The sequence below is a fragment of the Pedobacter albus genome (genome assembly GCF_036324255.1).
GTDB lineage: Bacteria > Bacteroidota > Bacteroidia > Sphingobacteriales > Sphingobacteriaceae > Pedobacter > Pedobacter albus.
In genome coordinates this window covers 724,843-750,786 of the sequence record NZ_JAZDQT010000002.1, presented here as the reverse complement: position 1 = coordinate 750,786, position 25,944 = coordinate 724,843, and the positions used below count along the sequence as shown (strand labels likewise).

Sequence of the window (25,944 nt, the reverse complement as noted above, 5' to 3'; positions counted from 1 at the left end):
AATACTGGAGAACCCTTATTATGTCAACTATATCACTACAAGATAAACACCACCACGATAGTCACGACGATCACGGTCATGGCCATCACCAAGAAACCTTCCTGACTAAGTACGTATTTAGCCAGGATCACAAAATGATTGCCAAACAATTCCTGATTACAGGTATCGTCATGGCAGTTATTGCCATGGGTTTATCTATCCTTTTCAGGATCCAATTGGCTTGGCCAGATAAAACCTTCCCACTACTGGAAACATTTTTGGGCAAATGGGCTGCTGGTGGCAGGATCAAACCAGATTTTTATTTGGCTTTGGTAACCATCCACGGTACCATCATGGTATTCTTTGTATTAACCGCTGGTTTGAGTGGTACATTCAGTAACTTGTTAATTCCATTGCAGGTAGGTGCAAGAGATATGGCTTCGCCGTTCTTGAACATGCTTTCGTACTGGTTCTTCTTTACTGCCTGTGTAATCATGATGGGCTCATTCTTTATCCAAACAGGTCCTGCAAGTGCTGGATGGACGGTTTATCCGCCATTATCGGCCGTGCCTAAGGCTATGCCAGGTTCTGCATTGGGTATGACCATGTGGCTAATCAGTATGGTGCTTTTCGTAGCTTCATCTTTAATGGGCGGTATCAACTATGTAAGTACCGTATTAAATATGCGTACCAAAGGTATGGACCTTTGGAAAATGCCTTTAACCATTTGGGCATTCTTCTTAACCGCTATCTTGGGTATCCTTTCTTTCCCGGTATTGGTAGCAGGTGTTGTACTTTTGATTTTCGACCGTAGCTTCGGTACAAGTTTCTATTTGTCAGATATCGTAATCGGTACCCAGATTTTGCCTAACGAAGGTGGTTCGCCAATTTTGTGGCAACACTTGTTCTGGTTCTTGGGTCACCCGGAGGTATATATCGTAATTATGCCAGCCTTGGGTATTTCTTCAGAGATTATTTCTGTAAACTCGAGAAAACCAATTTTCGGTTACCATGCCATGGTTTATTCATTGATCGGTATTACTACGCTATCGTTCATCGTTTGGGGTCACCACATGTTCGTAACGGGTATGAACCCATTATTGGGCGGTGTGTTTATGATCACGACCTTGATTATTGCGGTACCATCGGCGGTAAAAACCTTTAACTATTTGGCCACGCTGTGGAGAGGTAACATCAGGTTTACGCCTGCCATGTTGTTCGCCATCGGTTTGGTTTCATTCTTTATCTCAGGTGGTTTAACCGGTATCTTCTTGGGTAACGCCTCTTTGGATATCAACTTGCACGATACTTATTTCGTAGTGGCCCACTTCCACTTGGTAATGGGTTCGGCAGCCATCTTTGGTATGTTGGCCGGTGTTTACCACTGGTTCCCTAGAATGTTCGGCAAAATGATGAATGCCAAATTGGGCTACCTGCATTTCTGGGTAACCTTTATCTGTGCCTACTTGGTATTCTTCCCGTTGCACTTCTTAGGCTTGGATGGTGTACCTCGTCGTTACTATGCATTTACCGAGTTTGAGTTTATGCAAAAATGGTTAACGGTTAACGTATTTGTAACTTGGGCTGCTATTGTTGCCGCCTTGGCTCAGGTAGCTTTCTTGTTCAACTTCTTCTACTCGATATTTAAAGGTAAAAAAGCACCTCAAAACCCTTGGGAAGCCAATACCTTAGAGTGGACAGCTCCAGTTGAACACCTACATGGCAACTGGCCAGGAGAAATCCCAACTGTATACCGTTGGCCTTACGATTATAGCAAGCCAGGTGCAGAGCAGGATTTCATTCCGCAAACCGTGCCTTTCTCTCAAACCATGAGCTCTAACTTGCCTCACGACTTTGAAGGAAATGCAGAGGCAGAGCGCATCCAGAAAGAATGGGAAGCGGCCAATAAAAAAACAGAAAAGACGGACTTAGACTAGTGAGTTTACTTGTTTAAGCATTTAATATAAGGTATCTGCTGGAGTAAACTAAATAGCCCACAGATACCTTATTTTTTTAAGAGCCTGTTTATAAAAAGGCTTATTTCGAAGAGGTAGCAGAGCTTCTATCTCCAGAAAAGGTAACGATGTTATCGCCTAACCTTGCCTAAAGGTAGGAAGGCGTAAACAAATGATTAGATAAAATTTAAATAGGCTCTAACCAGCATTAACCCATGGTTGCTAAATCTGAAAATAGATTTATTCGATTAAATTTCATTACCATTATTGTAACGCTACTGGTTGTTTTGGCCGGTGGTATCGTTCGCAGTACGGGTTCTGGCATGGGCTGCCCTGATTGGCCTAAGTGTTTCGGACAGGTTGTGCCGCCAACTTCGGCCAAGCAATTGCCAGCCGATTATCAAGAAAAATATGTAGCCCAGCGTTTGGCTAAAAATGAACGTTTTGCCAAGACTTTAGAAAAACTGGGCAAAGCCGATTTGGCCGACAGCATCAGAAACGATGCTTCTATTGCACAGCCCGAAGCCTTTAACGTAGCCAAAACCTGGACCGAATATGGCAACAGGCTGGTAGGTGTAGTAACCGGTTTCTTGATGATTTTATTGGTGATCTATTCTTTCGCCTTTAAAAAATCGGCCAAGCGCATTATCGTTTTGAGCATCATTAACCTGATTGTGGTAGGCTTCCAGGGCTGGTTGGGTTCTATTGTGGTGTCTACCAATTTGTTGCAGTGGATTGTTACTGTACACATGCTACTGGCCTTGGTTATTTTGGCCATACAGATCTATACTTATAATTATGCCAAGCAGCTGCACAAAGAGCGCAGCGTGATCATGTACCGCATTGCCTGGCTCAAGGGATTTTTGTTCTTTACCATCTTGGTATCTGTTGCACAGGTTATTTTGGGCACCGAAGTACGCGAAAGCATTGATTCGATTTCCAAATCGTTGCAGTTTAACGGCCGTAATACCTGGGTATCAAAAGTAGGTTCGCTTTTTAATTACCACAGAGATCTGGCTATTTTGGTGGCTATCTGTAATTTTGTGGTGTACAAAATGGTAACCGACCGTTTTAGCGGCAAGGCTTGGCCTCTGCAAACGGCCAATTACATTATGATTACGTTAGTGGTACAGGTAGCTTCGGGCTTCCTGCTATCATATTTGGCTTTGCCACCTTATGCGCAGGCGATCCATATTTTATTTGCCACCATTTTATTTAGTTTGCAGTATTACCTGTATTTGTTGGTATACCGAACGGCTACTTATAAACCTAATTAACAGATTTAAAATTGAAACAGTTTTTTTCAGATTTTTCTAAATTGATCAAGTTCAGGCTCACCTTTTTGGTAGTGTTCTCGGCTTCTGTTACTTTTTTGATTGGATCGAAAATTCAGGTAGACCGAGCCATATTGCCACAGATCGATTGGAACAACTGGCTGATTTTGATCGTAGGTGGCTTTTTGGTAACCGGAGCCGCCAACTGCTTTAACGAGATTATTGAGAAAGACCTCGATAAACTGATGAGTCGTACCAAAGACAGGCCAATGCCAGCTGGTAGAATGACCACCGGACAGGGATTGGTGTTGGGGCTCATTATGGGGATGGCCGGAACTTGGCTGTTGGGCAAGCTCAATTTGGAAACAGGCCTCATTTCGGTATTCTCTATCTTGTTGTATGCCTTTGCCTATACCCCTTTAAAGCGCAAATCACCAATTGCGGTGTTTGTAGGAGCTATTCCGGGTGCATTGCCACCGCTTATCGGCTATTTGGCTGCCTTGGGCAAGACCACCGTTTTTTCGGCAGTCGATTACCAGATTGCAGGTATTTTGTTTCTGGTACAGTTTGTATGGCAGTTTCCGCACTTTTGGTCTATTGCCTGGGTGTTAGACGACGATTATAAAAAGGCAGGCTTCAGGTTGTTGCCTACCAAAAAAAGAGATAAAACAAGCGCCGTATTTACCTTTGTAAGCACTTTGGTGTTGATACCGGTAAGCTTGCTGCCAACCTTTTATGGTTTTGGCGGCTACTATATTGCAGGGGTTTCGGTGCTTGCCGGACTTTTGTTCAGCTGGTATGGCTATCAGCTGGTGGTGAAGATGGATTTGCCAAGTGCCCGAAAGGTGATGTTCTGTTCCTTCTTTTACATCCCTTTGGTACAATTGGTTTTATTGTTTGATTTAATAGTTTAGAATTTTAAATGGATTTAGCATTGCAACAGCAGGAGATAAAATTCGACGCCAAGCCCAAAAAGTTTGTGCTTTGGCTTTTTGTGGTCTCTTCTACCATTATGTTTGGAGGATGGACCAGTTATTACATTGTATTTTCGGCCTCTAAGGGCAAAGGCCATGGTTTGGTATTGCCCGATACCTTTATGTATAGCACTGCCGCATTGGTAGCCAGCAGCGTGTTCCTTTTCTTGGCTTCGAGAGCCTTGAGAAATAGAGAGCGGGGCTTCCAGCAATTGTTTTTGTGGATTACCTTGGCTTTGGGTGTGGTATTCGGCGTATTGCAGTTTCAGGCCTGGTCAGGCTTATACCATAGCGGCGCGGTATTGATTAACAACAACGCGGCTATTTCGATGATTTATATCGTATCGGGATTTCACTTGCTGCACATTTTTGCCGGTCTGTGCCTGATTGTAAACAGCCTGGTGGGCTCCTATAAAGAAGTACCGTACGAAAAGGCGCTTTATAAGCAAGAGATCGCGGCAATTTTTTGGCATTTTATAGATATATTATGGATATATCTGTATGTTTTTTTACTTTTGAACAGTTAGATTTTTTAACAAACTATTATACGATTACTAAATGGATTCATTATCAAAATTAGACCAAGTTAAAACCACTCCATGGGCCGGCGGACGTTCGCCATGGTCTGTAGAATATGGTAAAATAATGATGTGGTTTTTCTTATTATCAGATGCCTTCACTTTTTCATCATTATTGATATACTACGGAGCTCAACGCTTTTCAAAGTTCACTTGGCCAGATCCAGACCACGTTTTTCAATCAATTCCAGGTATCGCCGATAGCGGTTATCCATTGGTGTTTGTAGGTATCATGACCTTTATCTTGATTGCGAGTTCGGTAACCATGGTATTAGCGGTAGAAGCAGGACACAGAAGATCTAAAAAGGAAGTAATCTGGTGGATGGTAGCAACCATTATCGGTGGCTTCATGTTCTTGGGCTGTCAAGCTATTGAATGGACACACTTGCACCACGAAGGTTTCTGGTGGGGAACCATCCCTAGTCCAGAAGAGCTCACGCATTTCTTCAATGGCCCGGTATCAACCGTAGCGGCGCAACAATTTGCCAATTTGTTCTTTACCATTACCGGTTTCCACGGTTTCCACGTATTTAGCGGTGTGGTAATCAATATCATCATCTTATGTATGACCATTAACGGCACCTTCGAAAGACGTGGCCATTACCTGATGGTAGAGAAAGTAGGCCTTTACTGGCACTTTGTAGACTTGGTTTGGGTATTCGTATTTACTTTCTTCTATCTAGTTTAATTATCTTTTAAAATAAAATATTATGTCAGAGCACAACGAACATATACATACAGACGAGCACGCACACGGCGAGCATGAGGGAATGACAAAAAGAAAAATCCTAAGAGTTTTAGGTATCCTTGTGTTAATTACTGCTATTGAGTTCGTCATCGCTTTGTGGGCAATCCCTGGCGGACACATGTCGCAACACGTAGGGAACTTTGTATACATCGCTTTAACCTTGCTTAAAGCCTTTTACATCGTTGCTTATTTCATGCACTTAAAATTCGAAAAACTAGGTTTGCAGCTGTGTTTAACCGTATCGTTCATCTTTATCATCTACTTTATCGTTTTGATGCTGATAGAAGGCGGTTATTTGCATAACCACATGCCACAAATTTAAGGGCAACGGTAAGGCGCCAAGCACCATTCGGCTTTCTTAAAGCTGAAAAGCAAACTTTAAAAGGATGAAATACAATCCAATAAAAAAAATATTAATCCTGGTCACCATTCTAGCGGTACCGGGATTTTTATATTATTTACTACAGGAAAAAGGCAAGAACCGCTACAAACCCTTAGCCATTTATGGGCCTAAAAAAGTAGCCAGCACCTTTCATTCGGTAAGAGGCAAACAGATACCCGATACCATTTACCATATCATCCCAGACTTTAACCTGCTTAATCAGGATAACCAAACCGTAACCTGGAAAAACTATCAGGGCAAAGTGGTATTGCTTAACCTGTTTTATACCAGGGGCACCAACGGGATAGATTTTGCCAACAGAGCCGTGGAGGCCTTTGATAAAACCTACGAAAAAAATACCATGGTGCATTTCGTGAGTTTGAGTATGGACAGCGAATACGATAAACCAGCGGTATTGGCCCCTTATGCCACAAAGATGGGTGCCAAAGCCGGTAAGTGGGACCTGCTAACAGGCGATAGCAGCCAAGTACAGCAACTGATTAAAGACGGCCTTAAGCTCGATGCCTTGAAAACGATAGAAAACGGCGTGCCCAAGTTTACTTTTGGCAATATGTTCGTACTGATTGATTCGCAGCACCGCATTAGGGGCTATTACGAAGCGACCAACCAAGAAGCACTCTCTAAACTAGATGACGAAATTAAGGTGCTGATTGCCGAAGAACTAAGAAACGTAAAAGACGGGCGCTAAAATCGCTAGGACGAAAAGATTGAAATTGAACAATGGAAAATAATCAAGTAGAAAAAAAATATAACAAATGGATCATCTTGCTTTCGGTGGCCATACCCGTAGTGGTGGCGTTGCTGTTTGGCGTTAACCTCCGAAAACTGGGTTACGATGTAAAGCCTTTGTCTTTTTTGCCTCCAATTTATGCAAGCATTAACGGCATCACGGCCGTGGTGCTGCTTACTGCGGTATGGGCCATTAAAAACGGCAAGCGCAAGCTGCACGAAAGCCTGATGAAATTTGCCATTTTCCTGTCGGTACTGTTTTTGGGCATGTACGTGGCCTATCACATGACTTCCGATTCGACCAAATTTGGAGGCGAGGGCGCGATCAGGTATATCTATTTCTTTATCCTGATTACCCACATCTGCCTGTCGGTGATTATCATTCCGTTTGTTTTGGTTACCTATGTGAGGGCTTTGGCACAACGATTTGATGCCCACAGAAGGCTTGCCAGGATTACTTTTCCGCTTTGGTTATACGTAGCCGTAACGGGCGTAATCGTGTACCTGATGATATCGCCATACTACATAAATTAACTTTATGTAAAAATAGCGTTGCAGTTTATTAACTAGATGTTTATCTTAGAAACTGAGAATAAGCATAGTAAGAGTGGTTAATATAATTACGGGGCAGGATTTAGTTGATATTATACAGGAAGGCCAGGTCAAGGCCTTTACCCATTTTTACACGCTTTTTTTTCAGAAATTGTTGCTCGAAAGCGATAAGTACGTTAAGGATGTTGCTGTAGCAGAGGAGCTTGTGCAAGACGTTTTTATGAAGGTATGGGAAAGCCCCGAGAGCCTGGAAGACGTCAGGTCGGTTAAATCGTACCTGTACCGATCGGTCATCAATGCCTCCATCAATTACCTCAACCGGCAAAAAAATATTGAGCAGCACCATCAGAAAATCGCGGCCGATTACAGCGAAGAATACCTGATGGAGCTCGACGAAGAGAACAGGCTCGTGGTGCTGTTGCGCATCGAAATCGAAAAACTGCCTCCGCAATGCAAAAAGGTCTTCAAACTGAACCGCTTTGAAAAACTCAAATACCGGGAAATAGCCGACTTGCTCGATATCTCGGAGCGCACGGTCGAAAACCATATTGCCAATGCCCTAAAAATATTGAGAGAGGCCCTGCTAGACAAAAAGAACATCGATAAGGAATCGAAGCCCTTTCAAAAAATCGTCACTTTATATCTTTATTAGAAAGTTTTTTTAGAAAAAATAAAAAAAAGCTAAAAAGACTAGGGGTTTTTTGTCAATCGTTTGTCATAGCCTAAACCTACTAGACAAACTGTATGCCTAATCATCCTGAATCTCTGGTTCTAATTACCAGATATTTAAATAATCCTATGGACCCTGCCTTGCAGCAGGAAGTTGAACAATTCCGTTCTGAAACTCCAGAAAACGAAATTTATTTTCTCGAAACGCAAAAACTGTGGGAGCTTTCGTCAAAGGCAGCCAGGCTGGCCGACGTTGATGAAAAGAAAGCTGCTGACGAGTTGAGGGATTACCTGAAGAGCAGCAGGCCCAAGCGCAACCTCAAGCTGGTTTGGTTCAGGAACATTGCCGCCGCCGTTTTGGTGCTGGCCATGGGCTATTGGATTTATCAGCAAAATACCAAGATCGTTTACTTGACCAAGCTTACCGGAAACAGCCAGGTTGACACGGTAAAACTGGCCGATGGTTCGGTTATTGTGATGGCCGAGAACAGCGAGCTGAAATATCCGGAAAAATTTGACGGGGAAAGAGAAATTTCCTTTTCAAAGGGACAGGCTTTTTTCAAGGTCGCGCAAGACCCCGCGCATCCATTTAAAGTGGTGATGAACAAATCTGACGTCACCGTACTCGGTACTTCGTTCAACATTAAAGTATCGTCTGTCCAAATCGACTTGAGCGTAAAAACCGGAAGGGTAATGTTTTCGCCGTTTCAAAATGGTTCCAAATCAATCCTCAGCGAGGGCCAAGCCATTACCTACGATTCGGAAAAGGGAGAAATCGTGGCCAAAACCGCACAGAATGCCGATGCTTGGCTAACCAAGGAACTCACCTTTGTAGATACACCATTAGAAGAGGTGTGCAAGCAGCTGAGCGCGTATTACAATGCCGATATCAAATTGCAAAACAACAGACGCAACAAAAAACTCAACGCCACTTTCAAGAACCAAACGTTGGCGCAGGTTTTAGAAGTACTGAACGAAACCTATAACATCAAAATCAAAAAGGAAAAAGACCAAATTATCTTAATAACCCCCTAAACAACCAATTTTATTTAACTAACAAACTATGAAGAGAAATTTTTACAAAAGAAAAGTTGGAATGAGTTTCTGCCACATGGCATTGCTTGTTTGCGCAATCTTTTGGACTTCATTGGCCAAGGCCGATGCGCAACAAGGCAAGTGGAAGCCCGAAAGATTAGACAGCTACCTGAAAAAGGTAGAGCAGGCCTACAAAGTGAGCTTTGTATACGATGCGGCAGAAATCAGCAAATCGTTGGTGCTTGAAGTACCTGAAAAAACCTATACCATTCAAGAATCGCTAGAGCCATTAAAACAAAAAAACATTGGCTATAGGCTTGTGGGTACGCAGGTGATTTTAAAGGTACAAGAGCCCGTGGCAGTACAGCGAAAAGACATTACGGTAAAAGGCGTTGTCAAAGACAAAAAAGACGGCAAGCCTGTTCCCGGAGTGAGCGTATTCGTCAAAGGTTCTGGCCAAGTGGTATCTACCAACGAACAAGGCGAATACCAGCTGACGATCAAAGACGAAAAAGCGATCCTGGTGTTCAGGTACCTGGGCTATAAAACGGTAGAGATGGCCGTTAACGGCAAAACGAAAATCGATGTAGAGCTTGAAGAAGATGCAGGCCAGCTGAAAGAGGTAAACATCGTATCAACCGGTTACCAAACCCTAGAGAAAAAAACATTTACCGGCGCCGCAACTTTGGTAAAAGCAAGTGATGCCGAAAGAGCAGGTGTTACCGATGTGAGCAGGATGCTCGAAGGACAGGTTGCCGGTGTAACCGTGCAAAACGTGTCGGGTACATTTGGTGCCGCACCAAAAATCCGTGTACGCGGAGCCACCTCATTTTCTGGAGATAACAAACCATTGTGGGTTGTTGATGGTATTATTTTAGAAGATGTGGTTAACATTTCGAACGAAGCCTTAACTTCTGGCGATGCCAGTACTTTGATCGGCTCGTCGGTGGCAGGTTTAAACCCTGACGATATTGAGAGTTTTAACATCCTAAAAGATGCCGCCGCTACCGGTATGTACGGTGCGCGCGCCATGAACGGGGTAGTTGTGGTAACCACCAAAAAAGGAAAGCTAACCGAAGGTGCACCGAAAATCAGCTACAGGGGTAACTTTACCACCTATGCCAAACCAAGCTATGCCGATTTCGATATCTTGAACTCGGCCGACCAGATGGCGGTGCTGATTGAGATGCAGAACAAAGGCTATGTGCAGATTCCAAGCGAATCGAGAGGCGTGAGTGGCGGTCCGTTCTACAAAATGTACAACATGCTGTACAACTACGATCCGGTAACTAAAACCTATGCCTTAAAAAATACTAGCGCCGATAAAATTGCCTTCCTTTCGAGGTATGCCAATGCCAATACCGACTGGTTCGACGTGCTGTTTAAAAACTCGTTGCAACAAGAACATTCTTTGAGCATCAGTTCGGGTACAGAAAAATTCAAGAGCTACGCCTCAACCTCGTTTACCAAAGATAACGGCGTAACCATCGGCAACAACGTAAGCAGGTTTACCGGTAACTACCGCGCCAACTTTAACGTAAGCGATAAATTAAGTGCCGAATTGTTGAGTACAGGTTCGGTACGTAACCAGCAGGCACCGGGAGCTACTTCGCTTCAATCGGATCCGGTTTACGGCAACTACTTCCGTAGCTTCGATATCAACCCTTATTCTTATGCCGTAAACACCAGCCGTATGCTTACCGCCTACGACGAAAACGGCAATTACGAGTACTTTAGACAAAACAGCGCACCTTTTAGCATCTTAAACGAGCTGAACTCCAATTACCTTAAATTGGGCGTATTGGATTTTAAAGTTCAGGGAAATCTAACCTATAAGATTATTCCTAGCCTGTCTTATTCTGTTGACGGTGCTTACAGGTTCGTAAAATCTGAAACCCAAATCTCTATTTTGGAGAGTTCTAACATGGCTACTTCGTTCAGAACGGTTGATGACGCTACTTCTGCACAAAGCAACACCAACTTGTATACCGATCCGGATATTCCGGGCAGCTTGCCAATTAGCGTATTGCCAAGTGGCGGTTTTTATAAAACATCAACAGATAACCTGAAAAGCTATTATTTCAGACAGAACTTATCGTTTAACAAAACCATCAACACCAAACACAACATTACGGCTTTTGGTGCCATGGAGGTTCGTTACATCGATCGTCAGAGAGAATCTTTTGATGGGGTAGGCTATCAGTTTGACAATGGCGGCTTGGTTACGCCTTACTACAAATATTTTAAGGAAGCAGCCGAAGAAGGCAAGCCTTATTTTAGCATGGGCAACAACTATGAAAGATATACCGCTTTCTTCGCCAATGCATCTTATACTTATAATGAAAAATACACCTTAAGGTTGTCAGGCCGTTACGATGGTTCTAACCTTTTGGGTAAAACCGCAACCGCCAGGTGGTTGCCAACTTGGAACGTAGCCGGTAGCTGGAACATCAGCGACGAAGATTTCTGGCCGAAGAGCGATATCCTGTCGGGTGCCAAATTGCGTGCATCTTACGGTTTGGTAGCGAGCATCGGCAATGCCACCAACTCGGCAGCGGTATTTTACAACCAGGTTTCGAGAAGGCCTAACTTAGGCGACCAAGAAGCGCAGATTTATATTTCCAACTTGGAGAACTCGGAACTTACCTGGGAAAAAACAAAGGATTTGAACATTGGCTTGGATTTGGCTTTGATCAAAAACAGGATCAACTTCACCGTGGATCTTTATAAGAGAAACATCTTCGATTTGATCGGTGCCATCCAAACTTCTGGTATCGGTGGCGAGTACACCAAGATTGCCAACTACGGCGCCATGTCGGGCAAGGGTATAGAGCTGGCCATTACCGGCAAGGCCATTGATAATCCGAACTTTAAATGGACGACCAATTTCAACTTTGGCTACAACACCAATAAGGTGAAAGACCTTGAAATTGATCCGAATATCTTTAAATCTACTTCAAACAACGGTTCGCCGGTGCTTAACTTTCCGCAACGCAGCTTGTTCTCGGTGCAGTTTGCAGGCTTAAACCACGATTATGGCTATCCGATGTTTGTTGGTGTTGATGGCAGAACAACTACCTATATTAACCTGCAAGACAATAACCTGGTTAGATTGAAGTACGAAGGACCAATCGATCCAACATTTGCCGGTGGTTTTTACAACCAGTTCAGCTATAAAAACTTCACGCTATCAGCCTTGTTGGGCTTCTCGGCAGGCAACATGATCAGGCTTAATCCAAACATCAAGAGCAGTTTCGACGATATCAGTTCTATGAGCCGCGATTTGCTGAACAGATGGGTGATGCCTGGCGATGAGAAATTTACCTCGGTTCCGGCTATCCTCGATCCGCTTTCGGCCTCAAAAATCGTAGATGCAAATGGCTCGGCAATTGATATCAGGTATGCCTACAACTTGTATAACTTCTCTACCGAAAGGGTAGCCAAAGGCGATTACATCAAATTGAGACAAGTGGCTTTGAGCTATAACCTGCCTAAGAGCTTTTTCTCTAAGCTAGGCATGTCGGCTGCTTCGGTATCATTGGTGGGTAATAACCTGTTGTTGCTTTACTCAGATAAGCGGTTAAATGGTCAGGATCCAGAATTCTACAATTCTGGTGGTGTGGCCTTGCCGGTATCAAGACAATATACCTTGTCGTTAAAAGTTGGATTTTAATTGAAAGAAATTATGAAACTAAATAAAATATCATTGAGCATTCTTGGCGTTGCATTGTTGTTTTCGATGCCATCGTGCAAGAAATTTTTAGAGCAGTCGCCAGATAACCGCGCCGAGATCAATACCGTTGAGAAGCTCTCTCAGCTGGTTTCTACGGCTTATCCATCGAGAGATTATATCACCTTTACCGAAGCCTCGTCAGACAATGCCGAAGATAAAGGAGAAGGTATCGGCTATTTAACCGATGTAATCGATTTGCCTTACGCCTGGCAAGACGTTATAGGCGATGCCACAAACAGTTCTACCGCCTATTGGAATGCCTGTTATGAAGCCATTGCAGCCGCCAATCAGGCTTTAGAATCGATAGAAACCAATAAGCTGGGCAATGCTGCGCTTCCTTACAAAGGCGAAGCCTTGGTATGCAGGGCCTATGCCCATTTTATGTTGGCCACCTTGTTTGCCACGCCGTATAAAATTGGCGGTACCAATACCGCGCCTGGTATTCCTTATGTTGACAAGCCTGAAACCAAGGTTATTCAGCCTTACAGCAGGGGCACGGTAGCCAGTACCTACGAAAGGATCAGATTGGATCTGGAAGCTGGTTTGCCATTATTGCAGGCATCAGCTTACAAAATACCTAAATATCATTTTACCCCAGAAGCTGCGCATGCTTTTGCCGCCCGTTTCTATTTGTTTACCGGTGCTTGGCAAAAAGTAATCGATCATGCTACGCTTGCGGTTCCGGGTAATGATTTTACCAACAACATGCGTCAGATCTCAACTACGCTAAGGTTGATGACCTATCCTGATTTCTTGACCAACTTTATGGGTAGCGGACAAAAATACAACCTGTTGTTGTTGGGCACTTATTCTACCTATGCCCGTTTTATTACCAGCAGCAGCCGTATTCCTCGTCATGGCTTTGGCGTAAAAATGGCATCGATGTTTGCTACGGGTAAAAACGTTACCGGCAAAGCTTTGGCCAATAACGTATTGACTTTTGGCGGTATCCCTAACTACACCAGCTATAAGTTCAAGGAGAATTTCTATTATACTACGCCTGATATCGGCTATCCTTATTTAACTTTTGCAGGTCTTACGGTCGACGAAGCTTTGATGAACAGGGCCGAGGCTTATGCCGAGCTTGGACAGAACGAGATGGCGCTTAAAGACATCAACGATTTTTACAGCGTAAGGATAGTAGGCTACAACCCAAGCAGCGATGCGGTTACCTTGGCCAAAATCACCAATTTTTATCCAGCTATTACCGATGCCAAGCAAGGTTTGATCAGAACCATTTTGGATGCCAAAAAAGCAGAGTTCCTGCAAGAAGGCTTAAGGTGGTTTGACATTGTCCGTCGTGATATCACCGTGGTGCATAATACCATCGACATTACCGGAAAAGAAACTTTTGCCGAGTTGAAGCCGGGAGATCCGCACCGGATTTTCCAGTTGCCATTAGAAGTTAAAACCTCAGGTGTAGAACTAAATCCTAGATAATCAGAGATGAAAAATATATATAGACTAACAGCATTTTTGTTGCTAACCCTCGGGTTGTCTGCTTGTCGCAAAACAGAAAAGTTAAATGTTGATTACAGTACTTTTAACCCCGACGACCCTCAAACCAATACGCCATTAGACCAATGGCTGAAGACCAACTTTTTGGACGAGTACAATATTCAGGTAATTTACAGGTACAACAGGTACTATCATGGCAATACCGCCAACGTAGTACCGAGCAAGCTCGAAAACATACAGCCAACCATGCAAATGGTGCTCGATGGTTTCATTACGCCTTACCGTAAAATTGCCGGCGAAACCTTTACCAAAACCTATATGCCTAAAGAATGGGTGCTGTTTGGGTCGTACTCTTACGCCAATACCTCAGATCCAGGTGTGGCTGGTACTGCGGCCGCAGGCAGAAGGATTACGCTATATGGCGTAAACGATTACCAGCCCTTGCCGGCAGGCCAGTTTTATGCCTGGGATAGACAAAGGATCATGCACCACGAATTTGGCCATATCCTTAACCAGATTATTCCTATCCCAACCGATTGGGAAAGCATCTCCAAAGGATTTTACAAACAACCGTATAACGATACCCCAACCGATACAGCTCGCAGAAACGGCTTCGTAACCAGTTATGCCAGTGGTGTATCGACCGAAGATTATGCCGAAACCATCAGCTGGTTGTTGATCAATGGACAGGTTTGGTATGACGATTGGGCCGGTTTTGCCAACACCGCAGGCAAGGCCAGGTTTATACAAAAGGAAAGCAATGTGATCAATTACTATAACAACCTGGGCATCAATTTCAAGAAATTGCAAATGGAAGTGCAGCAATATATGATTGGCATCGGACTTAAGGAATCCAAGTTCGCCTACTGGCTCAACAAGAACCGTACGCCGCTGATTACGCCGCTTCCAAATCCGGCACCTGCGCTAATTCCTACTTTCAAATCGCTAATGCTTAACCTTAATGGCGATTATTACATTAAGTACGGAGGTTCGGATCAGTTTAAGCAGGTTTATGATGCCGCAGCCGCGAATGTGCTGGCTATCGCTCCGGGCGGAAGAAAGATCAATTACATCAGGTTCGATTTCAATTCGACTACTTCGGTTACCATGAACATCAATTACACAAACTCGGCCGGTACTGTTTTCGACGCCAAGTATGCCTTCAATATGGCAATCACGGTAGCGAATGGTCAGGTTAAATTTACTACCGGAACGCCGGGCGGAACAGATGCCACATGGGTGGCCAATGCCACTACCTTGGCCGTAGCCGTGAAACCGCTAACCGACTACTTGCTCAACAACACTTTTGTGGCCGATTGGCTACCGGTTAATGTGGTGCCCGACGATTATATGAAGCTGGCTGGCTTTACGGTTTTGAACGCCCCAACCAATTATTTTTATGGACAATTGGCTTACTAAATTAACGAAGATGAAAAAAACAATATTTTACATTGCAATCTTGTCTGTAATGATGGGTTGCAAGAAAACATCGTATGTGCCCGTTTTTGACAAAACGCCACAAGAAAGGGCGGCCGATCAGATCAAGCTGGTTTCTACCACCCTTACCAGCGCACCTAACGGATGGATTGCTACCTTGCCAACCTTTGGCGGTGGCGGCTATGGCTTTTACGTTACTTTTGATAACCAACAGAACGTAACCATGTATGGCGATATGACCAATGATGCCGCGTCTACAGTGGCCAAGTCGTATTACAGGGTAAAGCAAGACATCGGTACCGATCTGGTATTCGATACCTATAACTATATTTCAATGCTCGACGACCCGAATAATGCGGTTTTGGGCGGCACAGCCAAAGTAGGCTTTAGCAGCGATATCGAATTTATCTTTGATAGGATCAACGGCGACAGCATTATTTTTGTAGGCAAGAAATACAGACAGCCCTTTAAATTGGTTAAAGCTACCGCTGCGCAACAGGCTACCTACGCCAGCGGAGGCTACCTGACAGCTATCGATAAGTTCAAGAACTTTTTCACCACGATAAAGAATCCTTACATCGAAATTGTTTCGGGTGGCGCTACCTTAAAAGCAGGTATTTCTGTCAATACCACCAATAACCTGGCTGCCGGAAAAAGGGTAAGCCTTTCGGGTCTTTTGGCCGATGGCGTTACGGCCGGATCGGGTGTTTCAAAGTTTGCCTTTAAGCTGGATGGTGCCGATTTGTTGGGCCCAGGCTTGGTTTACCAAGGGGTAACGCTGATCAGGATGGCCTGGAAAGATGCTACCACCATGGCTTTCTACGATACGAATGGCAAAGAGTATATCGTCAAATCGAACCCGGTACCTTTAACGCCGCTGTCTTCTTTGTTCGGCTATCAAACTACCTATCCTTATAAAAAGATAACCATACCAACAGCAGGCTTGCCTACGGGTGTTACTTCTGGCTTTACAGCCGTTTACAACCAAATGGTGGCGCTTTTTGTAGCGAGTGGCCGATCGGTAACTTCTACCACTTTTACGCTGACCAGCAACACCACGTTCTCGGTGGCTGTGGCTTACATGTCGGGAACTTCGGCTTTTACCGCTACGGTTAACTTTGGCTATACGCGCAACGGCGATGTGATTACCTTGGACAACATTCCGGTGGTAACTTCAGATAATAACTGGAATACCAGGGCGATACAATTAAAACCATTGGCCGATTATATCGTATCAGGGCCGTTTAAAATAGATTGGGTAACCAGCACTACGCCTAACAGCCCTAACCTGGGAGGCTTGTACAGAACTGCCGACCCTACTTCATTCATCTATGGAACTTTGTAGAATAGTTAAATAGTTATATTAATGAAGCCCTCCAGAATTCCGGGGGGCTTTTTTTATGACATTATTTTTATCCCCCTCTACAGCAATAATGTATATATTTGCATCATCATGAAAAAAGCCCTTCTTTTCTTGTTCTTTTTAGCGATTGGCTTTGCTTTTACGCCCAATGCCAAGGCACAATGCTCGATGTGTACCATCAATGCAGAGCAGGGTACCAAGAATGGCAACAACCAAACCAAGGGTATTAACGATGGCGTGGTCTACCTGCTTTCTATCCCATATTTGCTCATTGTAGGCGTGGGATTGATCTGGTATAAGAACTACCGTAAAAAGGCCACTTCGCCTACCCTAAATACAGAAAATTAATTTTCGTGTTCACATGCAGCCATGAAGAAAACCGCTAAGCTGTATGCCGTTTTTAAGGCCAGATGCCCGCAATGCAGACGAGGACCGATATTTACCGGAAGCATGTACGGCTTCAACATCCAAAGAACATTACACCATTGCCCGGTTTGCGAACTGCGCTACGAAGTTGAGCCCGGCTATTTTTATGCCGCGATGTACGTAAGCTATGCCATGAACATGACCGAAATGATTGCCATGGGCTTGGCTACCTATCATTTTTCGGGTGGCCGTTTGGATTTCGATTCGCTGTGGCTGTATGTGGGCGTCATATTTTTGGGCTCGCTTTTGTTATCGCCCTTTAATTACCGATATTCAAGGGTGTTTTTGTTACATTATTTGTCGCCCAAGATCAGGTATAAGCCCGAGTACGATAAGTAATTAGCGTTGGCAGTTTTCAGTTAATGGTTTTCAGTTGGCAGTAAACCACCCAACCGTATAACCATTTAGCAATGTAGCAATTCAACAATCCAGCAGTATAACAATTAAGCAATTGAACCATATAACCATTCAACAATCAAAAAATGTTGCATAAAAAAACCTTCGATTTTATCAAAGACCTTGCCCAAAACAACAATCGCGAGTGGTTTGCGGCAAATAAACACCGCTACGAAGAGGTCAAGACCGATCTTTTTCCTTTTATTGCCACGCTGATCAAAGAACTGGCCGCTATCGATCCCGAGTTTTCGGGCGCTACAGAACCCAAGAAGGCCTTGTTGCGCATTTACCGCGATATCCGCTTCAGTCCGAATAAAGATCCCTACAAGAAACATTATGGCATTGCCTTCGATATCAAGGGCTACAACGAAACCACGCAAAGCTATTACCTGCACATTGAACCCGGAAACTGTTTTTTTGGAGCCGGATTTTGGCAGCCTGAGGCCCACATCCTGAAAATGGTACGGGAAGAAATCGATTACAACGGATCTGAGTTTTTGGAAGTCATCAATCACCCTGATTTCAAGGCCATGTTTCGTCTCAGCGAGGAAGGCAAATTGAAAAAGGCGCCCAAAGGCTACGAGCCCAATCATCCACAGATCGAATGGCTTAAGTTCAAAAGCTTTGCGGCCATGTGTCCGATTGCCGATTCGGAGTTTTTAAAGCCTACTATCGTTGATAAGTTGATAACTGCTTTTGCTACTATCCAACCATTTATGCTATTTTTGAGAAAAGCCACAGCCACCTAGTTGTAGCACACACACAATTTTTAACCTAAATTTTTAAATTCTGATGAAGAAAATCGGCCTTTTGGCAGCATTTGCCTTATTCCTTACCGCTTTCAGTTCCTGTGTTATCCTATCGCCCAAAAAATACAAGGCTTTGTTGGCCAAACAAGATTCGCTAAATACCGGGTGGACCGAATCGCAGCTTAAAAACGAAAGCCTCGAACAAAGAATAGCACGTTTAAAGGCAGATACCGCTTCTTTAAATGGTCAGCTGGCCGATTTGAGAGCCAAATACACCGAAATGGATGGCAATTATGCCAAGTTGAGAAACAACAGCTCTACCGAAATCAATAAATTATCAGCCGATTTGAAAAAACGCGAACAGCGTTTAAAAGAGGTAGAAGAGATTTTGCGCAAACGCGACGAAGCCACCAATCAGCTTAAGGCCAAGCTACAGGAAGCCTTGTTGGGCTTTACCAAAAATGGCCTTACCGTCGAAATCAAGAACGGCAAGGTCTATGTTTCGCTAACCGATAAATTATTGTTCCCATCGGGCAGTATTATTATCGACGAGAAGGGCAAACAGGCCTTAACGCAACTGGCAACCGTATTAAAGCAACAACCAGAAATCAACATTGCCGTTGAGGGCCACACCGACTCGCAAAAAATCAACAATCTGGGCCAGATTAAAGACAACTGGGATTTAAGCGTACTGCGCGCCACTTCGGTTGTTCGTTTCCTTACAGAAGAACAAAAGGTAGAAAGCGTAAGGATGACCGCAACCGGCAAGGGCGAGTTTCAGCCTTTGGCACCTAATACCTCAGCCGAGAACCGCAGCAAGAACCGTAGGATAGAAATTGTGCTTTCGCCTAAGCTAGACGAACTCTACGATTTAATCAAACAATAAATCATGGCATATTGGGCAATTGCCCAGTCAAGAAAACAGCCCTATCTACAAATCGTGGATAGGGCTGCTTTTTTAAAACGGACTTGCCAGCGATTTAAAATCGCCGAGCAACAGGTCTTTATCTGATAGAAGTATTTCGCTCAGTTCAAAATCTCCCCAGTTTACGTTGAGGGTAGGGTCGTTCCACATGATGCCAATCTCCGAATGCTTATCGTAGTAATTGGTTACCTTGTAGGTGAAAATCGTATCGTTTTCGAGCGTTAAAAAGCCATGCAAAAAGCCAGGGGGCATCCAAAGCTGCTTGTGGTTTTCGCCAGAAAGCTCGATGCTGAAATGCTGGCCATAAGTAGCCGAATCTTTCCTGATGTCAACAGCAACATCGAGCACGCTTCCTTGGATTACCCTTACCAGTTTGCCTTGCGCAAATGGGGGCGCTTGTGCATGCAGGCCACGCAGGGTTCCTTTTTGAGAAAAAGATTGATTGTCTTGTACAAAAGCGGCATGAATGCCGGCCGCTTCAAAAGCCTTGGCATTATAGCTTTCGTAAAAATAGCCTCTGGTATCTTTCCATACTTTTGGCTCGATTACCAAAAGGTCTTTAATGGGTGTTTGTATAATATTCATCTAGTCTACGTATTGCATCAAGGTGCGAAAAGCTACAAACCTGTTTTCGAATCTGGCTTGCATGTCGGCCTGTAGGGCAGGCGAATGCAGGGTTCTGTAAGCCTCATAGCTGGCCAGGTCTTCAACCACATATTGAGCGCAAAAGGTTTGGCCCTCATTGGGCGAATCCAATACCTTGAGCAGGCGGTTAGACACAAATTTGCCGGTAGCCATCACCTCGGGTATATGGGTTTCCTGCATCCATTGCAACCATTCGTCGGCCGCAGAATCTTCAAGAATTACAGTTACATTGTATAAAAGCATGCACAAAGATAGGATTATGTGCCTACATTATCACCTCGGATGTTTCTAAAGCGTTTCCTGGCTTCGGCATTAAACATGCTTCCGGGATAATCGTTCATCAATTGCTGGTACAATTTCTTGGCTTCGTCGGGCTTGTTCAGTTTTTTGTCGTACAGATCGGCTAGGGTAAAAAGCGCGTCGTCAATCCAAATACTGTCGTGGTGCGCATCGATCAGTTCTTTCAGCATGCTCACCGCTTTCTCCAGGTCGTTGGTTTTGATATAGATTTTGGCCTTGGCCATTAAAATATCATCGGTCAGGCTGTTGTTCGGAAAAGCAACGTCAATACTGTCCAGCTTCACCAAGGCTTCGCTGCTGCGGTTCATAAACTGCAACATATCGGCATCGGCATACATCTTAAGTGCCAAGCTGTCGTTTTTGCTTTGCAGGTTATCAGAAATGAGCAGGCTGAGGTTAAGGGCATCATTGGCAATCAGCTGCGAAGTAGAAGCCTTTAGCACATCGGCCTGCGATTTGGCATATTGGAAATCGCCCACATAGAAAAACAATTTGGCCGATCGGTATTTGGCTTCGTTGCCCATGGGCTGGTTTTCGAACTGTTTGGCTACCTGCTCATAAACCAAAATGGCTTCCCAAGGCTGTTTGGTGAGGATGTAAATATCGCCTAAATCCATTTTAAGCTGGGCCATGTCTGTCGGCTGGATACGCTGTATTTTGAGGCCTTCCTCAAGGGTAGCTTCTGCTTTTTTCAGGTCGTTGAGGTAATAGGCCTGCAGGTAGGCCAATCTTTGCAGGGCATAAAGACTCTGTTGCGTTTTGCCATATTGGGCCAAAATAGCTTCATACTCGTTGGCCAATGCCTGGATGGCGGGTTTTTCGAACTTGCCACTAATGGCCAACTGGTATTTGGCATTGACCAGTTCAATTTTGGCGGGCAGGTAAAAATCGCTTTCCGTACCCTTGGCCAATAGGTATTCGTAGACCTTAATGGCTGTGGTATAAGCTTTGTTGGCCACAAAGGTGTTGGCCGTATTGTAGAGCAGCGAACCATCGCCCTTGGTGCGTTTGTCTTGGGCAATAAGTTGGCGCAGGGCCATTTCGTATTCCTGCTGCTGTATGTATTGCCAGATCAGCATTTCGGTATAGACCTCTGCCTGCGGATCTTTCTGTATTTTTTTAAGCAGTGCCGTCTGCAACAGCTGGTAATCGGCATTGCTTTCGAAAACAGAGGCCAGTACATTTTGCGCCTGTAGCTGCAGCTGCGGGGTGAGGGCCAGGGCGTTTACATATTCTTGGATAAGTGCCAGCTTGTCTTTTTTGAAACGGTAAATGCTCAGCAGTTCGTACAAGAAGAGCTGGTCGTCGCCCAGAAGTTTACGGCCCTGCAGAAATGTAGCGGCTGCCATATCGTAGGCCTCAAAACGGTAAAAGCTGTTGGCCAGGTCCCTAAATTTATTTTCGTCTTTGGGGGTATTGGCTATGGCTTCCTGAAAAATCTTGTTGGCTTCGGCAGTTCGTCCGTTTTCCTGATAAACACGGCCAAGCGCTACGGCATATTGGCCTTTTTGGGGATATTGCTTAATCAGCCCCTTCAACAGGCTTTCGGCTTCGCTGTATTTTTTGATCTTGATCAGCGCATTGAAATAAAGCTCAAAATAGCCGTCGTTTTTGGTTTTGTTAAACAGTTTTTCGAGCAGTACCGCGGCCTTTTCGTAATCGGCTTGTTGGTAATACTGATAGGCCAAAGCCTCGTCGATGTCATTTTGCGCCAGCAGCGTAAAAAACGAACAGGAAAGAAAAATGAGCAAAATGAATCTTTTCATCGAAGACGTTTTTGGCGTTGACACCTAAAATTAATTATTTTGAACGCAATTTAAGCCTGTTTGTTCAAATAACGAAAATTGTGGGCGCGTATTCTAAATGTTACTCGCAATTTATTTGAATAAATTTCAATGTTGGCTACATTGAAATCCTAAATACGGTTTGGGGGTAAGTAACAATATTAACGGCAAATGCCCTTGCCTGCAAGGTGTTCCGTATTTTTGTATGATTTTTTAAGTATGACATTAGCGAAAAGATATATTTTATTGGTACTCGGAACATTGCTGTTGGCCTGTAACAGGGGCAATAAAGTGCCCGAAATTCCCGTTAACGATTTTTTTAAATCGCAAGATAGGGCCACGTACCGTATATCTCCAGACGGCAAAAGTCTTTCGTACCTGAAGCTGCAAGACAAAAAGCAAAACCTCTTTGTCGAAGATATCGCCACAGGCAAAGTGGTGCAGCTAACCCACCTGCACGAAAAAAACATCAGCTTTTATTCTTGGGTTAGCAACAACGAACTGATTTATTACAAGGAGAAACATGGCGATCGGTTTCAGTCTGATTTGTTCATCATCAACAAACAGGGAAAGAACGAACGTCAGCTGAGCAGCAACGAAAAAACGAGGATGCGCGTGCTCGACGACCAGCTGATGGACGATAAATACCTGCTCATTCTGTCTAACCAACGCGATTCGACGGTGTCTGACGTGTATCGCCTAAACGTGCGCGACGGCAAGATGGAAATGGCCGCACAGAACCCTGGCAACATTACCAAATGGATAACTGATTCGAAAGGACGGCTGCGCATGGCTACTTCGAGCGATGGCGTAAATGAAAAATTGCTGTACCGTGAAAACGAAGGACAGGAATTTAAAACCATACTCACCAATAATTTTAAAACAACCTTGTTTCCGGTGGCTTTTGCCGAAGACAAACCCAATACGGTGTATGCCATTTCTGACGTGAACCGCAACAATAGCGCACTGGTTGAGCTTGATTGCCTAACCGGAAAAGAAAAAAGCGTACTGTTTTCTAACGATACCCTGAACGTGGTAGATGCCCAATACTCGAAAAGGAAAGGCAAAATGGCTTATGTGGTTTGCGAAACCTGGAAAAAGGAAAAGCATTACCTCGACAATGACGCCAAAGTGCTTTACCAGAAACTGGACAAATTGTTGGCGAAGGCAGAAGTGAGGGTCATCGATCGCGATAAGAGCGAAGATGTATTTGTGTTGCGAACATTTACCGATCGCAACCCGGGTTCGTATTACCTGTACATTGCCAGTAGCGGTACCTTGAAGAAACTCAGCGATATCAATTCTTCGATCAAGGAAGAAGAAATGTGCGAAATGAAGCCAATCAGCTTTACCTCGCGCGACGGACTGAAACTGAACGGTTATCTGACCCTGCCTTTAAACTCGACAGCCAAAAACCTGCCCGTGGTGGTTATTCCACATAACGGACCAGGTCAGCGCAATACCTGGGGCTTTAATGCCGAGGTACAGTTTTTTGCCAATAGAGGTTATGCCGTGCTGCAAATCAACTACCGGGGTTCGTCGGGCTACGGCAAGAATTTTTATGCGGCCGGTTTTAAGCAATGGGGCGGCAAGATCCAAGACGATATTGATGATGGCGTGCAATGGCTCATCCAGAAGAAAATTGCCAATCCGCAACGCATTGCTATTTACGGTAGCGGATTTGGAGGCTACATTGCCCTCAATGCGGCTATTAAAAGTCCGAAGCTCTACAAATGTGCAGCCTCTAACACGGGCGTGTTGAACCTGTTCAGCTACCTGAGCACCATTCCGCCTTTCTTCAGGTCGAACCTGCAGATGTACTACGAAATTATAGGCAACCCCGATACCGACGTAGACTACATGCGCCAGGCGTCGCCTATTTTTCACGCCGAGAAAGTAAATATCCCTATCTTTATTACACAAAATACCAAAGATCCGCGTATCAGTGCCAGCGATGCTATCCGCTTTGTCAAAGAGCTTAAAAAGCGCAACGTGCCGGTCACTTATTTTGAAAGGGAGGACCTGCCTTTCGGAATGGGACGCGAAGAAAGCCGACAAAAGACCTACGCCGCGCTCGAAAGCTTTTTGGAGAACAATTTGAAAAAGAAATAAACTGAAATGGTTTCAGAAAAAGATACTGGATATCGCAAGAATTTTTCGCTGATCGTAACTTTTATTGTCCTGATTTCGGTTGTGTTTATCCTTTCGTTGTTTTTGGCCTTCAATTACAGCAAAAAGAACATCGAAAACGAATTTGTTTCGGCCAAGGCCAATGTGTTGGAAGAAAGCATCAAGCCCTATAACGATTTCTTTTTTAACAAGTTGCCCGAGATTTCGTACTACAACGGCTTTCTCGATTCGGCAACGGCTTCTAAATTTGTCGATACCATTTTGCTTCAATACCCCTTTGTATCGAAGGTGGTTTTTTATGATACTGAGGTAAGGAATATCAAATATGAGGAGAACGGCATGAACCTGGGCCATTTCTCCATTGGCATTAAAGGGGTTTATCAGTTTGGCAGCCTGGTGCCTAAAGATTCGGTGAAACTGTTTACCGAGAGCGAAGGCCGAAACTATGCGGAGGCCGAAGATTTTAATGCCTTAGCCGTAAAGCTCATCAACTTTGTACAGAAACTGGATACAGCCAAAGTGCCCAGTCAGGATCAGCTGTTCAGCAATTTTACCAATATTCGATCCAACAAAATCGACTATTTTAACATTCCGAGTCCCGAACAGCTCAAAACCTACAAAAGAATGGTTTCTGAGAAGCTGGATTCGCAACCCGTTTACCAGCAAGACCTGCTTTCTTTTCAGCTTGATCCGAGCAAGATCAAAATCAGGAATACCAGGCCCTTGTTGTACCAGAACATCAGGATTGAGCCCATTACCTACGATCCCCTCGATGCTTCGTCTGAATACGTTACTGGCGAGATTGCCTTGCCTGGTGCGTTTTCGGAGTTTAAGCTTTATTTCATCTCGTCGCGGTCTTTCGTTAAAAAGGAAATCTTCAGTTACTTTCTGCCTATAGCCGCGCTTTTGTTGCTGTTTTATGGCGTATTGGTGCTGGTGGCTTTTCTCATTTACCGCAACCTGAACATCAACCATAAAATGTTCAAGCTGCAGTACGATTTCCTGACCAACCTGACGCACGAGTTCAAGACTCCGGTAAGCGTGATCAAAATTGCGGGCAACAACATCAAGAGCGCCCCAAGCATCAGCGAACGCGAACAAAAGCTGTACGGAAAAATATTAGACGAGGAAGCCGACAAACTCAATGGCTTGATGAACAAACTGCTGGCTTTTACCCAGATCGAGAACAAGGCCATTACCCTTAACCGCGACGAAATCAACATGGCCGAGTTTATTGAAAGTACCATCGATGTGCATTGCCTCAAGCATCCCGATTTCGATTTTACCTACGAACTGGATGGCTTTAAAACCTTTGTAACCGATCCGGTGCTGCTGGGCAGCCTGTTCGATAACCTGGCCGAAAATGCCTATAAATATTCGCCGGTTAACCACAAAAAGCTGCACATTTCGGCCCGCTTGATTAAAGACCGCGTGGTGTTCAGGTTTAAAGATGCGGGCATCGGTATTCCATCGTCGGAAATAAATAATATCTTTAAAAAGTTTTACCGCATTCAGAACCGCTACAACCAGAATGGAAGTGTAGGACTGGGCTTGGCTTTTTGCAAAGAACTGGTTAACTTTATGGGTGGCGAAATCACCGTAAAAAGCGTGGTAGACAAAGGAACCGAATTTAAAATTGTATTACCCTATAATAACGAGTTGTAGTGTTGGGTCTGTAGCTAGCTGTAGGCGATAACGTTCC

General features: G+C 44.3%; 23 protein-coding genes. 20 read left to right on the top strand and 3 right to left on the bottom strand.

Annotated elements, in window-relative coordinates; genetic code table 11:
* Window positions 1-20 precede the first annotated feature (20 nt).
* The 18 genes from VRU48_RS13090 (at window position 21) to VRU48_RS13005 (ending at window position 19,344) form a co-directional block, all read left to right on the top strand.
* Window positions 21-1,916, top strand: a complete 1,896-nt coding sequence (locus tag VRU48_RS13090) for a cytochrome c oxidase subunit I (RefSeq protein ID WP_330108366.1) — start codon at window positions 21-23, stop codon at window positions 1,914-1,916.
* Window positions 1,917-2,149: 233 nt separating this feature from the next.
* Window positions 2,150-3,211 (top strand): COX15/CtaA family protein, encoded by a 1,062-nt coding sequence (locus tag VRU48_RS13085; RefSeq protein ID WP_330108365.1) that lies wholly within the window; start codon window positions 2,150-2,152, stop codon window positions 3,209-3,211.
* Between the two features lie 11 nt (window positions 3,212-3,222).
* Window positions 3,223-4,122 (top strand): heme o synthase, encoded by a 900-nt coding sequence (gene cyoE / locus VRU48_RS13080; protein WP_330108364.1) that lies wholly within the window; start codon window positions 3,223-3,225, stop codon window positions 4,120-4,122.
* An 8-nt stretch (window positions 4,123-4,130) separates the two neighbouring features.
* Complete coding sequence (locus tag VRU48_RS13075) at window positions 4,131-4,709, top strand: cytochrome c oxidase subunit 3 (protein WP_330108363.1); 579 nt, start codon at window positions 4,131-4,133, stop codon at window positions 4,707-4,709.
* Between the two features lie 31 nt (window positions 4,710-4,740).
* On the top strand, window positions 4,741-5,448 hold the full coding sequence (locus VRU48_RS13070) for a cytochrome c oxidase subunit 3 (protein ID WP_330108362.1): 708 nt from the start codon (window positions 4,741-4,743) through the stop codon (window positions 5,446-5,448).
* A 22-nt stretch (window positions 5,449-5,470) separates the two neighbouring features.
* Window positions 5,471-5,830: a cytochrome C oxidase subunit IV family protein gene (locus VRU48_RS13065; RefSeq protein WP_330108361.1), complete on the top strand. Its 360-nt coding sequence runs from the start codon at window positions 5,471-5,473 to the stop codon at window positions 5,828-5,830.
* 64 nt (window positions 5,831-5,894) lie between these two features.
* Window positions 5,895-6,599 (top strand): SCO family protein, encoded by a 705-nt coding sequence (locus tag VRU48_RS13060; protein ID WP_330108360.1) that lies wholly within the window; start codon window positions 5,895-5,897, stop codon window positions 6,597-6,599.
* Window positions 6,600-6,631: 32 nt separating this feature from the next.
* Window positions 6,632-7,174 carry a DUF420 domain-containing protein gene (locus VRU48_RS13055; protein ID WP_330108359.1) on the top strand — a complete coding sequence of 181 codons (543 nt, stop codon included), beginning with the start codon at window positions 6,632-6,634 and terminating at the stop codon, window positions 7,172-7,174.
* Between the two features lie 73 nt (window positions 7,175-7,247).
* Window positions 7,248-7,844: an RNA polymerase sigma-70 factor gene (locus tag VRU48_RS13050; protein ID WP_330108358.1), complete on the top strand. Its 597-nt coding sequence runs from the start codon at window positions 7,248-7,250 to the stop codon at window positions 7,842-7,844.
* A 146-nt stretch (window positions 7,845-7,990) separates the two neighbouring features.
* Entirely contained in the window at window positions 7,991-8,896 is a 906-nt protein-coding gene (locus VRU48_RS13045; RefSeq protein WP_330108357.1) for a FecR family protein, read from the top strand.
* A gap of 28 nt (window positions 8,897-8,924) precedes the next feature.
* On the top strand, window positions 8,925-12,569 hold the full coding sequence (locus tag VRU48_RS13040; protein ID WP_330108356.1) for a SusC/RagA family TonB-linked outer membrane protein: 3,645 nt from the start codon (window positions 8,925-8,927) through the stop codon (window positions 12,567-12,569).
* A gap of 12 nt (window positions 12,570-12,581) precedes the next feature.
* Complete coding sequence (locus tag VRU48_RS13035) at window positions 12,582-14,069, top strand: RagB/SusD family nutrient uptake outer membrane protein (protein ID WP_330108355.1); 1,488 nt, start codon at window positions 12,582-12,584, stop codon at window positions 14,067-14,069.
* A gap of 6 nt (window positions 14,070-14,075) precedes the next feature.
* Window positions 14,076-15,506 (top strand): substrate import-associated zinc metallohydrolase lipoprotein, encoded by a 1,431-nt coding sequence (locus VRU48_RS13030; RefSeq protein ID WP_330108354.1) that lies wholly within the window; start codon window positions 14,076-14,078, stop codon window positions 15,504-15,506.
* 10 nt (window positions 15,507-15,516) lie between these two features.
* Window positions 15,517-16,869 carry a DUF4302 domain-containing protein gene (locus VRU48_RS13025; RefSeq protein ID WP_330108353.1) on the top strand — a complete coding sequence of 451 codons (1,353 nt, stop codon included), beginning with the start codon at window positions 15,517-15,519 and terminating at the stop codon, window positions 16,867-16,869.
* 108 nt (window positions 16,870-16,977) lie between these two features.
* Window positions 16,978-17,235 (top strand): hypothetical protein, encoded by a 258-nt coding sequence (locus VRU48_RS13020; protein WP_330108352.1) that lies wholly within the window; start codon window positions 16,978-16,980, stop codon window positions 17,233-17,235.
* A 21-nt stretch (window positions 17,236-17,256) separates the two neighbouring features.
* Window positions 17,257-17,652, top strand: coding sequence for a DUF983 domain-containing protein (locus VRU48_RS13015; RefSeq protein WP_330108351.1), 396 nt, complete (start codon window positions 17,257-17,259; stop codon window positions 17,650-17,652).
* A gap of 143 nt (window positions 17,653-17,795) precedes the next feature.
* The gene (locus tag VRU48_RS13010) at window positions 17,796-18,458 is read left to right on the top strand and encodes a DUF2461 domain-containing protein (RefSeq protein WP_330108350.1); all 663 of its coding nucleotides are present in this window, start codon (window positions 17,796-17,798) and stop codon (window positions 18,456-18,458) included.
* Window positions 18,459-18,501: 43 nt separating this feature from the next.
* Window positions 18,502-19,344 (top strand): OmpA/MotB family protein, encoded by an 843-nt coding sequence (locus VRU48_RS13005; protein WP_330108349.1) that lies wholly within the window; start codon window positions 18,502-18,504, stop codon window positions 19,342-19,344.
* 72 nt (window positions 19,345-19,416) lie between these two features.
* Here VRU48_RS13005 and rfbC read toward each other — a convergent pair whose 3' ends face one another.
* The 3 genes from rfbC to VRU48_RS12990 are packed head-to-tail and all read right to left on the bottom strand — an operon-like array spanning window position 19,417 to window position 22,094.
* Window positions 19,417-19,968, bottom strand: coding sequence for a dTDP-4-dehydrorhamnose 3,5-epimerase (rfbC, locus tag VRU48_RS13000; RefSeq protein ID WP_330108348.1), 552 nt, complete (start codon window positions 19,966-19,968; stop codon window positions 19,417-19,419).
* Window positions 19,969-20,271 (bottom strand): DUF4286 family protein, encoded by a 303-nt coding sequence (locus VRU48_RS12995; RefSeq protein WP_330108347.1) that lies wholly within the window; start codon window positions 20,269-20,271, stop codon window positions 19,969-19,971. It lies immediately after the preceding gene.
* Between the two features lie 14 nt (window positions 20,272-20,285).
* Window positions 20,286-22,094 (bottom strand): tetratricopeptide repeat protein, encoded by a 1,809-nt coding sequence (locus VRU48_RS12990; RefSeq protein ID WP_330108346.1) that lies wholly within the window; start codon window positions 22,092-22,094, stop codon window positions 20,286-20,288.
* A gap of 237 nt (window positions 22,095-22,331) precedes the next feature.
* Here VRU48_RS12990 and VRU48_RS12985 point away from each other — a divergent pair, with 237 nt between their 5' ends.
* The gene (locus VRU48_RS12985) at window positions 22,332-24,224 is read left to right on the top strand and encodes a S9 family peptidase (RefSeq protein ID WP_330108345.1); all 1,893 of its coding nucleotides are present in this window, start codon (window positions 22,332-22,334) and stop codon (window positions 24,222-24,224) included.
* A 6-nt stretch (window positions 24,225-24,230) separates the two neighbouring features.
* The gene (locus tag VRU48_RS12980; protein WP_330108344.1) at window positions 24,231-25,907 is read left to right on the top strand and encodes a sensor histidine kinase; all 1,677 of its coding nucleotides are present in this window, start codon (window positions 24,231-24,233) and stop codon (window positions 25,905-25,907) included.
* Window positions 25,908-25,944 lie beyond the last annotated feature (37 nt).

Excerpts from the sequence above, each read along its gene's own strand:
- VRU48_RS13090 (WP_330108366.1), top strand. The coding sequence starts at position 21 with ATGTCAACTATATCACTACAAGATAAACACCACCACGATAGTCACGAC.
- VRU48_RS13085 (WP_330108365.1), top strand. The coding sequence starts at position 2,150 with ATGGTTGCTAAATCTGAAAATAGATTTATTCGATTAAATTTCATTACC.
- VRU48_RS13075 (WP_330108363.1), top strand. The coding sequence starts at position 4,131 with ATGGATTTAGCATTGCAACAGCAGGAGATAAAATTCGACGCCAAGCCC.
- VRU48_RS13070 (WP_330108362.1), top strand. The coding sequence starts at position 4,741 with ATGGATTCATTATCAAAATTAGACCAAGTTAAAACCACTCCATGGGCC.
- VRU48_RS13065 (WP_330108361.1), top strand. The coding sequence starts at position 5,471 with ATGTCAGAGCACAACGAACATATACATACAGACGAGCACGCACACGGC.
- VRU48_RS13060 (WP_330108360.1), top strand. The coding sequence starts at position 5,895 with ATGAAATACAATCCAATAAAAAAAATATTAATCCTGGTCACCATTCTA.
- VRU48_RS13055 (WP_330108359.1), top strand. The coding sequence starts at position 6,632 with ATGGAAAATAATCAAGTAGAAAAAAAATATAACAAATGGATCATCTTG.
- VRU48_RS13045 (WP_330108357.1), top strand. The coding sequence starts at position 7,991 with ATGGACCCTGCCTTGCAGCAGGAAGTTGAACAATTCCGTTCTGAAACT.
- VRU48_RS13040 (WP_330108356.1), top strand. The coding sequence starts at position 8,925 with ATGAAGAGAAATTTTTACAAAAGAAAAGTTGGAATGAGTTTCTGCCAC.
- VRU48_RS13035 (WP_330108355.1), top strand. The coding sequence starts at position 12,582 with ATGAAACTAAATAAAATATCATTGAGCATTCTTGGCGTTGCATTGTTG.
- VRU48_RS13030 (WP_330108354.1), top strand. The coding sequence starts at position 14,076 with ATGAAAAATATATATAGACTAACAGCATTTTTGTTGCTAACCCTCGGG.
- VRU48_RS13025 (WP_330108353.1), top strand. The coding sequence starts at position 15,517 with ATGAAAAAAACAATATTTTACATTGCAATCTTGTCTGTAATGATGGGT.
- VRU48_RS13020 (WP_330108352.1), top strand. The coding sequence starts at position 16,978 with ATGAAAAAAGCCCTTCTTTTCTTGTTCTTTTTAGCGATTGGCTTTGCT.
- VRU48_RS13015 (WP_330108351.1), top strand. The coding sequence starts at position 17,257 with ATGAAGAAAACCGCTAAGCTGTATGCCGTTTTTAAGGCCAGATGCCCG.
- VRU48_RS13010 (WP_330108350.1), top strand. The coding sequence starts at position 17,796 with ATGTTGCATAAAAAAACCTTCGATTTTATCAAAGACCTTGCCCAAAAC.
- VRU48_RS13005 (WP_330108349.1), top strand. The coding sequence starts at position 18,502 with ATGAAGAAAATCGGCCTTTTGGCAGCATTTGCCTTATTCCTTACCGCT.
- rfbC (WP_330108348.1), bottom strand. The coding sequence starts at position 19,968 with ATGAATATTATACAAACACCCATTAAAGACCTTTTGGTAATCGAGCCA.
- VRU48_RS12995 (WP_330108347.1), bottom strand. The coding sequence starts at position 20,271 with ATGCTTTTATACAATGTAACTGTAATTCTTGAAGATTCTGCGGCCGAC.
- VRU48_RS12990 (WP_330108346.1), bottom strand. The coding sequence starts at position 22,094 with ATGAAAAGATTCATTTTGCTCATTTTTCTTTCCTGTTCGTTTTTTACG.
- VRU48_RS12985 (WP_330108345.1), top strand. The coding sequence starts at position 22,332 with ATGACATTAGCGAAAAGATATATTTTATTGGTACTCGGAACATTGCTG.
- VRU48_RS12980 (WP_330108344.1), top strand. The coding sequence starts at position 24,231 with ATGGTTTCAGAAAAAGATACTGGATATCGCAAGAATTTTTCGCTGATC.